Origin of the sequence: Flavobacterium labens (assembly GCF_048286755.1) — a bacterium.
Taxonomy (GTDB): Bacteria; Bacteroidota; Bacteroidia; order Flavobacteriales; family Flavobacteriaceae; genus Flavobacterium.
The window spans coordinates 62,197-74,253 of record NZ_JBLVPL010000001.1 but is presented as its reverse complement, the minus strand read 5'-3'; the positions used below and the strand labels follow the sequence as shown (position 1 = coordinate 74,253).

Annotated in this window: 8 protein-coding genes; 1 reads left to right on the top strand and 7 read right to left on the bottom strand. The window is 34.1% G+C overall.

Going from position 1 to position 12,057, the window contains the following annotated elements:
- The first annotated feature begins 153 nt into the window (after positions 1 to 153).
- A complete protein-coding gene (locus ACNQF8_RS00290; protein WP_315207064.1) occupies positions 154 to 531 on the top strand; it encodes a hypothetical protein in 378 nt (125 codons plus the stop codon).
- Between the two features lie 168 nt (positions 532 to 699).
- On the opposite strand, the gene ACNQF8_RS00285 is transcribed toward ACNQF8_RS00290, so the two are convergent.
- From ACNQF8_RS00285 to ACNQF8_RS00255, 7 genes are all read right to left on the bottom strand, one after another.
- The gene (locus ACNQF8_RS00285; RefSeq protein WP_417953412.1) at positions 700 to 2,604 is read right to left on the bottom strand and encodes an alpha/beta fold hydrolase; all 1,905 of its coding nucleotides are present in this window, start codon (positions 2,602 to 2,604) and stop codon (positions 700 to 702) included.
- A 135-nt stretch (positions 2,605 to 2,739) separates the two neighbouring features.
- Positions 2,740 to 3,288 (bottom strand): PepSY-associated TM helix domain-containing protein, encoded by a 549-nt coding sequence (locus tag ACNQF8_RS00280; RefSeq protein WP_315207058.1) that lies wholly within the window; start codon positions 3,286 to 3,288, stop codon positions 2,740 to 2,742.
- A gap of 122 nt (positions 3,289 to 3,410) precedes the next feature.
- Complete coding sequence (locus tag ACNQF8_RS00275; protein ID WP_417950313.1) at positions 3,411 to 5,627, bottom strand: TonB-dependent siderophore receptor; 2,217 nt, start codon at positions 5,625 to 5,627, stop codon at positions 3,411 to 3,413.
- A gap of 560 nt (positions 5,628 to 6,187) precedes the next feature.
- Entirely contained in the window at positions 6,188 to 7,174 is a 987-nt protein-coding gene (locus ACNQF8_RS00270) for an FAD:protein FMN transferase (RefSeq protein WP_417953411.1), read from the bottom strand.
- A 185-nt stretch (positions 7,175 to 7,359) separates the two neighbouring features.
- Positions 7,360 to 9,558, bottom strand: coding sequence for a PepSY domain-containing protein (locus ACNQF8_RS00265; RefSeq protein WP_417950311.1), 2,199 nt, complete (start codon positions 9,556 to 9,558; stop codon positions 7,360 to 7,362).
- Positions 9,559 to 9,802: 244 nt separating this feature from the next.
- Entirely contained in the window at positions 9,803 to 10,285 is a 483-nt protein-coding gene (locus tag ACNQF8_RS00260) for a DUF2271 domain-containing protein (RefSeq protein WP_417950310.1), read from the bottom strand.
- An 87-nt stretch (positions 10,286 to 10,372) separates the two neighbouring features.
- On the bottom strand, positions 10,373 to 11,869 hold the full coding sequence (locus tag ACNQF8_RS00255) for an ankyrin repeat domain-containing protein (RefSeq protein ID WP_417953410.1): 1,497 nt from the start codon (positions 11,867 to 11,869) through the stop codon (positions 10,373 to 10,375).
- Positions 11,870 to 12,057 lie beyond the last annotated feature (188 nt).

Here is a 12,057-nt window from a genome sequence, read left to right as displayed (position 1 = left end):
GTGTTTCATTGTAATTTGACAATTTTTAATCGATAAACGTCACACGTATTGTGATTTAAAGAGTATTTCTTCCTTTAAACGATTTTTATGTATTTACTGATATATTGTTAATATGTTTGGTGAATAATTGTCAAATACCACATCAATAAAGAAATGAAAAAAATATTTAGTCCGGCTTATAGACAACATTATTTTGAAGGATACTCAATTGGTTTGAATCCATTTCTGGAATTTAATTATGCAAAAAGGAATGAAGCTTTTATTGCTGGATTTGATTCTGGAAGATCAGATTATGAAAGGATGAACGGATGCATTAGTGATGGAATTCCACAATGCATTGTTAATAATAAAGTTCTGGAAGATTTTCTTCTGTCGGGTTTACTGGGTTTAAGCATAGATACGGAGGGTTATACTTCGCATCAGATGAATTTGATAGAAAAATGGTATCAAAGTGGTGTAGAGAAATATGAACCAAATCATAGTATTGCTCTTTTTGAATTACTTGAAAAAAACGGAATTCAAATAAAGTAAGCTTTTTATACAATGTCTCGCAGCTTCAATATTGACTTAATGTAAATGGGTTATAATTCACTAAGTTTCCGTTTAATATTGAACTTTATAATTATAAACTCAAAGGTTTGTATTAAAAAAAATCCATCTCATTTATAACGAGATGGATTTTTTTTAATTTAATTATTTCTATTTCTTTGATTTTAGGTATTCATCCAAGAATAGTAACGTTGTTTTTGTTGTGGCAATTTGGTTTTCCTTTTTTTGAAATCCATGCCCTTCATCTGGATATACTACATATTGAACCGGGACTCCATTTTTCTTTACTCCTTCCACAATTTCATCACTTTCTATAGGCAATACCCTTACATCATTGGCTCCTTGGAAAACAAGTAACGGCTTGTTTATTTTATTGTAATTGTATAATGGTGATATTTTCTTCAATCGAACACTATCAGCAGTATAAGGATCTCCCATTTCGTCATATAATGCTTTACGGAATGATTCCCAATAAGGAGGAATGCTTTTTAATGTTCTAGGCCAATTGGCAACGCCAAATAAATCCACGCCTACTTTAAATTCTTCCGGATGAAATGCTAATGCGCCTAAAACCATGCATCCTCCATAGCTACCACCATAAATACCAATGGCATTCGGATCAATATAATCCTGTTCTGTTAGCCATTTTTTGCCCCAAATACAGTCTTTTAGATCTCCGTTACTATGATCTTTATTGTCCATTTTGTAAAATGTTTTTCCATAGCCACTACTACCACGATTGTTTACTGCTAGAACTGCATATCCTTTATTAACAAGATATTGTATGGTGTTTGAATATCCAATGCGGCTTTGTCCACCAGGTCCTCCGTGTACCCAGATTAATGCAGGAACTTTATTGTTTTTAGAAGCTTGTAAAGGCTTATAATAAATAGCCGGAATTTCTTTCCCATCAAAAGATTTGAAACGAATCACTTCAGCTTTTGCAAGGTCGTCCTGATTAATTTTTTTACTCAGAGTGGAAGTCAGTTGTTTTAGTTTTTTGGTAGGAATATCATAAAGATATAAGTTTGGCGAGCTCGTACTGCTTCCTACTGTCAGCAATAATTTATTTTCACTATTTGAAATGATTACATTTATGACATCACCATCGTCAAAGTCAGGTAATTTTAGCGGTTTTCCGGTAGCGTGTTCAAAAAGGAGTACTTTGTTTTTTCCGTCACTATTCACAAAAATAATATGGTATTTTTCCTTTTCGCTTAAAGACATATACATTATATCCCATTTATCTTTGAATATTTCTTCTGATTTTCTGGTATTGATATTGTATTTGAGTAACGAACTGAATTCTTTATCTTCATTACTGGTATAATAAAAAATGCTGTCATTTTTTTCAAAAGCCATCGGACTCCAGTTGGCTTCTTTGTCGTTACTGAGACGTTTAGTTGTTTTGGTTTTACTATCGTATAAATACATTTCGTTTTTATCTGTAGTAATTTCTTTGGTAAGTGCTATATAGCGTTCCGTTTTACTAATTATAGATGGGGTTAAACCGGATTCGTTTTGGTATAAAATGGTAGGTTTCCAAGTTAGAGTGTCTAATTTTAAAATATCAAAATACTTTACGTCTCGCTTGTTACTATTTATATACATACTTTTTTTGTCTTGGCTCCAGCCATTGAAACTATTGGCGCTATTTGCCCAAGGAGTGATATCTTTTGGATTATTACTTTTACGATCCATCAGGAATAAATGAGAATTTTCATTTCCTCCTTCATCAGCCGAATAAATGAATTTAGAACTTCCAGGTAAATAATCGACAGTGTAAATGCTTTCTTTAGTAGATTTTGTCAATGCTATAGCAGTAGTATCAGCGATGGATAACTCATACGCATTGTAGATTCCAGTTGTATTATTGTTTATTAGAATTTTAGTTTCATCGTTATTAAACCCTGATGCACTTATCGATTTAGTATTGTAAAAATCTTCCAAATCATACTGTCCAGGTAAACGTGCTTCTTCCTTTTTTTTCTCATCTTTACATGATGAAAATACCATGATTAATAAAGCTCCAAATAAAATAGATGTTTTTTTCATAATTTAAAATTTGTTAAGTCATTATGTATCAATTAATAGTATCAAATATAGGGAAAAAATGGCGATTTTGTAAAAAGTAGAAAACCCCGTTTATTTCTAAACGAGGTTTTTGAATTTTATGTGTTGAATTGGATTTTATCCCAATAAAAATAAGAAAATTAAAGGGAATAGAACTCCGGCAACTGCCAGCTTCCAACCTCTGTTTTTCCAACTGAATTTTCCGGCTTTGATCATTATTGTTCCTGTCAAAGCGATGATGATTAAACTTATTGCAAAAATATCAGAATAATAAATCCAGAAATTTGAAGTGTTTTTATGCAATTTCATCGCTTGGCTGATGATTGGTGTTTTTACAAAAGATATAATTTCTCCTTTTCCGGTTTTCATATCAATTTCGACATCGTGGTTTTCAAAAGAAATTTTAAACTCTTCTTTCTTCACCGTGTAACGCCTCATTTTATCATCAATGCCCAATTGTTTTCCTAAATCTTCAGAAAATTTTTCATTGATTTTATTTTCTTCAGGCAATTTTACTTCAATTGCTTTTGTTTCAGTAGTGTATTTTTCAGGATGCCAAGCATCTCTGTGGTTCATCAAAAGCCCAGAGAAGGCAAATGATACAATGAGTCCAATATAAAAATAGCCTAGATCGCGGTGTAAATTTCTGAATTTTATTTTTTTCATAATTTTTATTTTTTGCAAAACACTCTTTTTTAGGTCGTTAAAATAGCAAAAACTTTTTCTGCTTTTCAAAAAAATGAAATTGGCAGAAAAAGTTTTAGATGAAATAAAACCAAATGTAGGTTTTAGAATTTATATTTTAAACTGGTCAATATTTGACGTGGTGCAATAGGATTGATACTGTAGTTTTCATGTACCGTATAATTCAACTCATTTGTAATGTTTGACAACCTGCATAGGATTGAGATTTTTTTCCAAGTGTAACCGGCCGATACATCGATTGTAGTATAACCACTCATTGGAATTTCTCTGTCATTGATGGTTTGAACTCCAGACGTAGGATTAATTACAACTAGATTGTTCCAACCTCCAAGACGGTCACCAATATAATTTCCTATTGCTCCAAAAGAAACACCTTTCAAAGCTCCTGTAGGCAAGGTATAGAAAAAGCTTAAATTAGCAGTATTAGCAGGAGTTCTTACCACACGATCTCCTTCGATAGTGCTTCCGTTTAATCCGGATGTTTTTGTATAACGCATATCGTTGTAGCTATAACCAGCGATGATGTTTAAGCCTTCGGTTGGTCTGGCTGTAATGTCAATTTCAATTCCTTTGCTTGTAGTTTCCCCGTTCAAGACTTTTATAGTCGTATCAGTATTGTTTGATCCATCCGCTTTAAATTCTGCAGTTTGTGCTAAATTGCTGTTTGTAATTTGGTAAGCAGTAATATTTGTACTCAAAATACCTCTCCAGAAATCTTTTTTAATACCTGCTTCATATTGGTCAATAATCGAAGGTTTTATTGGTTTTAAATCAACTGTTGTACCTGTATTTGGTGTAAATGAGTTTGAGTAGCTTGCAAACAAAGACATCTCTTTTGTAGGTTGGTATACTAATCCAAATTTTGGAGAGAATGCCTCATCTATACGAATTGGAACTTGAGTTGTCAAGCTGTTATTGATTACTTCTGATTCTTGCCAAGACCAACGAATACCTGCTAAAAGCTTAATTTGCTCTGTGAATGAAATCAAATCTTGTGCATAAACTCCAAAACGGTTTGTATCAGTATTTACTACTCGAGTAAGTGTAGAGTTCGGTTCGTCCATTCTCTGCGATGTAGGGTCGAAAGTAAAGATATTTACAGTATCATAATTAGTAGGACTAAAGGCAAAGGTATATGCCTCAGCAAAAGAGTTTTCAAAGTCTATACCTGTGAATAATTGATGTTTTATTTTTCCAGTGTTGAAGTTTCCTTGTATGCTTAGTTGATCTCCAAAAATTTGCTCAGTACCCTTATTCTGTCCTAATGGCCTATTAAAATTTCCATAAGGATTAGCTGTAGGTGATATTACAATACGTTCAGTAGCTTTTGATTCTCTATCATAATTTTGAAAAGAAGCATTGAAGTTTAATTTCCAGTTTTCATTGAAACTGTGATTAAGTAATGCCGAAGCACTTGCTGATTTTGTTTTTCCGTTTGACCATAGTGCACCGTAATAGTTGCTACGTGGTACATCAACAATTACTTTACCAATTACTCCTGTCCCAAAATCTGGTGTCCAATTGCTTTTCAAGTAATCTCCTTGTACTGTAATTTGCGTTTTATCACTTACATTAAAAAGAAAAGATGGATTTACATAAAGACGCTCATTTTTGACTACATCTCTAAAACTTTCTGCGTTTTCATAAGAACCTGTAAAACGATATGCAATATGTTTATTCAAAGGGCCATAAAAGTCAACCGATGGTTTAAAGTAAGCAAAACTTCCTGCTTGCATGGTGATTTCTCCACCACTTTTAAAAGAAGGTGTTTTGGTAACCAAATTTAAGATTCCTCCTGGAGCTACATTTCCAAATAATAAAGCAGCACTTCCTTTTAAGAATTCTACTTTATCTAAAGAGGAAACTTCAGGCATAGATCCTCCATTATAACGAAAACCATTTTTAAACATGTTGTTGGCTGACATATCATATCCTCTTGAGTAAAAGGATTCCTGAGCGCCACCTCGTGCGGAACCTACATATACACCATTTGCATTTTTCAGAACCTCACTCAAACGAATACTTTGTTGTTGCGCTATAATCTCAGCTCCAATAACTTGTACACTTTGTGGAGTATCCATTGGTTTTAAACCTGAACGCAAAGCCGAAACTGGCTTTTTCTCTTTATTGGCTGTAATAATAACTTCTTTAAGTATTCCTCCTTTTTTGTTTTTTATAGTATCAAATTCTGAAGAAATAGTTTCATCATAATTTTTATCATCAGAGGTATTTGCTGATTCTTGTGAGAAACAAGAAATACTGAATAAAAGTGTTAAAGTTGGAAGTAAAATATATTTCATGATTGTTTATTTGGAATAATTAAAAATAACGATGCAAATATAAAACCCAAGTTTGGTTTGACAAAACTTATTTAGATTAAATATTAATAATATTTTTATTTAATTATAAGTTGTTGTTTAGTAGCTTATTATGTTTCAATAAAAATCTTCATTTTTTCAATAAATATAATATTCAATGCCTTTTTCGAGGATAAAGTGTCGTTTTAGCTTTTATAATTTCTGTTCCTAGCCTTAAAAATTGCTAACTGTGTGTTCTGTTAATTTCTGTTAATGTCAATAAGAGTTAGAAGAGATCTTTTTTAATAAACTCATAAAGTGATAAAAACGTAAAGCTAATATGGAGTTTAGGTTATTTGCAGATGTAATCTAATAGGAGAGATGGGTAAAATAAAGGGAGGTAGCGACCAAAAATCGATTTGTAAGTGAACTATTTTTTTGAATTTAAATCTCGGCAGAGAGTTGGGAATGCATTTTATAAAAAATCATTTTTTAGTCACCAATAGATTCGGTAGCTATGTTTTGTATTTTGTTATCTAATTTCTGTGTGGAAACCTTGCCTTTTATTTCTTTTTTCGAAAATTTTTTGATTTCACAACTTTTCCATCATCAGAAATCATGATGCAGCTGTATTCAGGGTATTTATTGAGTAAAAGAAGTCCAGCTGTTTTTCCTAAAACCATTAAGGAGGTACTCAATCCGTTTGCCGTTTCAGCATTTGGTCCAAAAACAGTCACGCTACACAAGCCTGTTGCGGGAAATCCTGTTGCCGGATTAATAATATGCGAATACCTTTTGCCATCAAAAACAACAAATTTCTCATAGCTGCCAGAAGTAGTTACCGCTCCGTTATTTATAGGAACAACAGCAACGAGTTTTTCAGGATGAAAGGGATTCGTAATTCCAATATTCCAAGGTTTTCCATTGGGCTGTTTTCCCCAAGTACTCATATCGCCAGATCCGTTTATAATTCCCGCTTTAACGCCTTTTGCAAGCATGATATCTCGGCATTTATCGGTAGCATATCCTTCTCCTAAAGCACCAAAACCAATTTTCATCCCTTTTAGTTTCAGAAAAATGGTAGATTGTACGCTATCCAAGATTATATTTTTGTAGCCCACTTTTTCAACCGATTTTTTAATGGATTCCACCGAAGGCATCGCTGTCATGGAGCCATCAAATTTCCAAATTTTATCCATTGCCGCAAAGCTGATATCAAAACCGCCATTCGTCACTTCAGAAAACCGAATCGCTCTTTGCGTTAGTTCAAAAACTTCTTTATCCACTTGCACCGGACGAATGCCCGCATTTTGATTTATTTCAGATACCTGCGAGTCCGGTTTCCAATCAGAAATTAAATTTTCTATTCGGGTAATTTCTTCAATAACAACATCAATATTTTTTTCTGCAGCTAACGAATCTTTGTCAACGATGGAAATGTCAAATCGACCGCCCATAAGTAAGGTAGTTCTTTTTCGTAGTGTTTGTGCACTACTTGTGAAGTTGCAGACAATGAAAAAAAGGAGAATGATTTGGTATTTGGTTAACATAGCGTTTGATTTTAAATCCTGCAAGGTTTCCAAAACCTTGTAGGTGTCGTTTTTATCTAAATACTACAAGGTCAAAAAAGACCTTGCAGGAAAATCGATTAATCCTAAATTTTTCAATCTAGTTTCGGCTCCCTCTATTTTGGATAGTCCCGTCCCGACACTTCGGGGTCGGGAGGGGAGAGGACTTAGTAACAATCCGTCAGCACTTGTCCATTAGCTTTATAGTCAGCAATTCCTTTCCCAGTTTTGTCAAGACAAAGTGCATCAAGAATAGCTTCTACATCTTTTTGCATCGCAAGTGAACCGCAAATCATTACAACCCCTCCTTGTGTTAGCAAATCCACGAAAACATCAGCGTCACGTTTAATTAAATCCATAACATAATTATGGTTTTCTTCACGGGATAAAGCCAAATGAAAACTTTGTAGTTGCTGTTTCTGAATCATTTCAGCAGCAAATTTTTCATATCCTAAAACAGTTTCAGTTGCTTTTCGAAAACCGCAATACAAATGAATTTCGGTTTTTTTCTTGTTTTGTTCTATCATTCCCAGGAACGGAGCAATTCCTGTTCCATTTGAAATCAGCGCTACTTTAGAGGCTTTTTTCGGAAAATGAAAAGTCTGGTTCTTAATAATTCGTGCTTTAAAAAAAGAACCCGGTTCTACATTATATAAATAGCCGGAACCTAACCCTGAAGGATGTAATTTCACCACTAATTGTATATTTCCATTATGGTTTCCGATAGAGTAGAGGCGTTCTTGGTTGTCGTTTGCAGGATAAATAGCCAATAGGTCACCCGAAGTAAATTTAGTGCTTCTGTTAGTGCGTAAGGTCATTAAAAAGGTATGTTCCGTATCAGATATTGCAGTTTTATCAAGTACTGTCATTTTTTCCAAATCTTTCGGAACTTCATTGTAAAGTGATGGAGTGGCTGAAAGTGGAATTCCAGTTTTGGCACTCCATAATTTTACCCAATCTACAAAATCTTCTGCTGATTTGTCGTTTACGGTTTGTAATTCTAAAAAATGTTCCGCCCAATTTTGCTTTGCTAACAACACATCAATTTCCTGTGCATAACCGCAAAAATCAGGATATGCTTTCGACCCAAAACCTACTACTGAAACATTGATTTTTTGCTGTTGTTGCGTTTTGTTGATGAGCGAAATAGATTTGCTCGCATTAGATGGCGCATCACCTAATCCGTGGGTTGAAGTAAATACGATAAGATGTTTTGCTTTGGGATAAACCGAATAATTATTCAATTCAGTAAGGAAAACTTTTTCTCCGTGGGCCAGCAATTGTTTTTGAATCGCATTGGCAAAAAGAAGCGTGCTTCCGTTTTCAGAACCAACCAATAATATGAAGGTGCTTTCTTGAGCTTTGTATTTATTTTTAATGCGGCTCGCTCTTCGTTTTAACGTCATGGCAAAACCCGAGTAGATAAAAAACAGAATATTCAAACTCGCGATTCCTAAAATTATCGCCCATAAAATACTTGCTCTCCCGGTATGCAAATCAAGACTCAAATTCGATGCTAAAGTTTGCAGCGGAAAAGGAGTTTCACTTACAATTGCTCCGGTAATTTGGTTGACTTCGATTTCTCGGTCTTTTAGTGTGATGATATAATATTCCTCGTGATCATCAGAAAATGGGAATTCAATTTTTTGAACATCAGTAAGAAGTGTATTCTTAAAAACAGAAGTCGTAGCCTCTTTTTTTGAAATAGGTGCGTTTGCAACCATTTCGGTTTTTTCTTCGGAATCTGTTTTTTCAAGGAAAAAATTAAACTTTTCTAATGTCAAATACGTTCCTGAAAGTGCAATAATCAGAATAGGAATCAGTGATAATCGTCCTAAAAATATATGGTAATATTGAGCGAAATTTTCTTTTACAATTTTAGAAAACAAACTGCGAAGACTCCTTTGGCGGTTGAGTATCAAAGCGAAACCCGAAATGGAAATCAATACCAACAAAAAGGAAATGAAGCCCACAATAAAACGCCCGGTTTCTTTAAGTAATAAAGAACGATGGAGCGCTGTTGTCCATTGGATAAACTCACTTTTTTTGATTGGTGTTCCTAGTATTTTTCCAGTTCTTGCATCAATGTAGGCATTGACATCATTGTCTTCCTGGTCGATACCTTGCAGCGTAACAAATTGATTATGGTTTACACTCAATTCCGTTATTTCAGGATAGGTTTTGCGTACTATTGGCAAAGTTTCTCCAAGAGTTATTTTTTCAAAATTTTCTACTTTGTAGGGCGGTACTTTCTCTTGTATGGCATCGACTGCAAGGATGACACCAGTTACGGATGCCAATACTAAAAATGCAGCAGAAAATACAGCCAAAGCTAAGTGTGAGTAACGCCAAAAAGAAAGAGTCATTTGTAAAGTTATATGTTTCCCCACCCCAACCCTCCCCGAAGGGGAAGGAGTTGAAACTGGATAAAAATGTTGTTTAAATATTTTTGTTTGTTGTATAACTGCGTTTGCGTGAGGGGTTGAAGTGGAGCTCTTTTTTATAAATGCTTTTTTGCCTTTATAAAAAAAGCGGGAACGGAAGACCCGACCCGACTTTTTTTAGAGAGGGTCACGCCCAAAATCCCTTTAGCAATAATAGCTGTTTATTTTATATTTTGTTTAATCTTACGTAACGAATGTAGTTTTTACCTTCTGTTTTTGCGGCTATTCCTTCAGTTGTCAGTGGAATCTCTAAATCAGTGGTGTGGTATTTGTGATCTTCAACTGCAGTTTCAAAGCGCAATTTAAATCCTTTGTTGATTTTAGCATCTTCAATTTCTATTGTGGTGATGCTGCGATCGCCACCAGTAACGGAAGCTCCCGTTTTGGCACTGATATTTTCCGGTTTTTTAGAATAGAATTTATGCCATTCTTTAAGGGTTTTGTACCATTTTTTATTGTCACCCATTACGTATAATGTTTTTACATATTCGCCTTTAGCGTTTACAAGTGAAACTACAATATAAGCGCCTTCTCCCATGTAGTTTGACATTTGGAGCATGCATTTGTATTTACTTATTTGTGCTGTCGCTTGAAAGGACAAAAGGAATAGGAACGCTATAGATAAACTAATTTTTAGGATTGATTTCATATGAGATAATATTTTGTTTTTTAAGAAATATGGTAGCGTCATTGTTTATTATTGTTTGTGATTTTGTATCACGGCGATTTCATACTGTTATTTTAAAAATTCTAGAGCTATTTTGTTAGTTGTTAACGACTCGTTTTCTTTGGCTAAAGCATACGCACTTTCATCAAAATCAGTAGTGATTTCTTTTTTGGCACCTATAGTTACTAAGTATTTCAAGATAGTATCGTCTTTAGAAATCATAGCAGCTTTGTGCAAAGCGGTTAAGCCATCTTTGTTTTTGGCATTGATATCGATGTTTAAAGCGGCGATTTTTTTCAATAAAGCCAAATCGTTTTTAATTACAGCGAAATGATATAATGTATTCCCATCTTTTTGAGGAGTGGCCAAGTTTAAACCTTTATCTTGAAGTAATTTTATTTTGGCTTCAAAAGGATCTTGAGTAGTTGCCTCTTGTCCGCGACCTGATGGTCTGTAAGATTGAATCAGGTAATATCCTAAATTGTTTCCGTCTTTGTCCAATACTTTTGCATCAGCTCCTTTGTTTAAAAGTACTGTTAAAGCCTCAGGAACTCCTGCTTTTACAGCCATTGTCAATGCCGATTCTCCTTTTAGATTTTGAACATTGTTGTTTTTTACTATTGGTAATATCAGTTCTAATACTGCAACATCTCTAGCCGAAGCTGCTGCCATTAATGCTGTATTTTCCTCGTTATTGGCTTTATTAGCATCTACTCCTTTGGATAAAAAGTAAGTAATATTTTCGGTTTGGTTGGCTTTGCTTGCCAATAAATGAAGCGCCGTTTCACCCGATTTGCTTGTAGCAGTTGGCTTGATTTTTAAATCTTCAACTAAGTATTTGTAGGTTTCAAGAGGAGTCACATCTCTACGGGAACCTTGTGCTGCAAACAGCAGTGCATTGTCAGTATATTTTACTCCTTTTTCTAACAGGGATTTCAATAATGGCAAGTTTCCTGATTTTGCAGCATAGTTAAAAGCAGTATTTCCATCACTATCAGTGTCCTTAATTGACATTCCTTTGGTGGTGAAATAGGTAGTAAGAGTCAGGTTTTTGTCGGATGCAATCGCCATTAATAATAGGTTTACACCGTCTTTATATTTTTTCTTTGGATCAGTTCCAGCTTTAAAAAAGGCATCATACAGTGCGGTATTGCTTTGACCTCCAACTGCCGCAAAAGTTAGCGGAGTTTCTCCTTTGCTGTCTTCTAAATTAAGGTCTGAGCCTTTGCTGATAAGGTATTCTACAATTGCTGCATTTCCTTTATTGGCGGCCCAGTGTAAATAAATACGATTGTCGTGTGTCAATTTATTGACTTCGTTCCCGGGTTGTTCCAGTAAGAATTGTATGGTTGCTGTAGGTGCATCATTATTAATAGCCATAACGGTTACATCAAAAGCATTTGGAGTTGATGCAGATGGGCTGTTACCTTTTGCTATTTCTGCTTTAACTGCATTTACATCTGGTGTTGTTTTCCAAAAAGATTGCTCCAAAAGTGTGTTTTTTTGCTGCGCACTAACTAATAAAGTAGCGACTAAAGCAAAAGAAATAAAAAGATTCTTTTTCATAAAATTTTTATCAAGGTTCTTATTAATAGAGGATGTGTGTTTGTTTAATTTAGTTATTTAGAATAAATAAAAATAACGCAAATGTAAAAATAAATAGTATAATTCCAATTATTATTTAGGCCATTAAATAAAATTTTTATTGTTTTTTCATGCTTGGTTGTACTATTTAAATATAAAAAGAATTGAAA

Coding starts and splice junctions, on each gene's coding strand:
- ACNQF8_RS00270 (WP_417953411.1), bottom strand. CDS start 7,174: ATGTTAACCAAATACCAAATCATTCTCCTTTTTTTCATTGTCTGCAAC.
- ACNQF8_RS00280 (WP_315207058.1), bottom strand. CDS start 3,288: ATGAAAAAAATAAAATTCAGAAATTTACACCGCGATCTAGGCTATTTT.
- ACNQF8_RS00265 (WP_417950311.1), bottom strand. CDS start 9,558: ATGACTCTTTCTTTTTGGCGTTACTCACACTTAGCTTTGGCTGTATTT.
- ACNQF8_RS00260 (WP_417950310.1), bottom strand. CDS start 10,285: ATGAAATCAATCCTAAAAATTAGTTTATCTATAGCGTTCCTATTCCTT.
- ACNQF8_RS00275 (WP_417950313.1), bottom strand. CDS start 5,627: ATGAAATATATTTTACTTCCAACTTTAACACTTTTATTCAGTATTTCT.
- ACNQF8_RS00290 (WP_315207064.1), top strand. CDS start 154: ATGAAAAAAATATTTAGTCCGGCTTATAGACAACATTATTTTGAAGGA.
- ACNQF8_RS00285 (WP_417953412.1), bottom strand. CDS start 2,604: ATGAAAAAAACATCTATTTTATTTGGAGCTTTATTAATCATGGTATTT.
- ACNQF8_RS00255 (WP_417953410.1), bottom strand. CDS start 11,869: ATGAAAAAGAATCTTTTTATTTCTTTTGCTTTAGTCGCTACTTTATTA.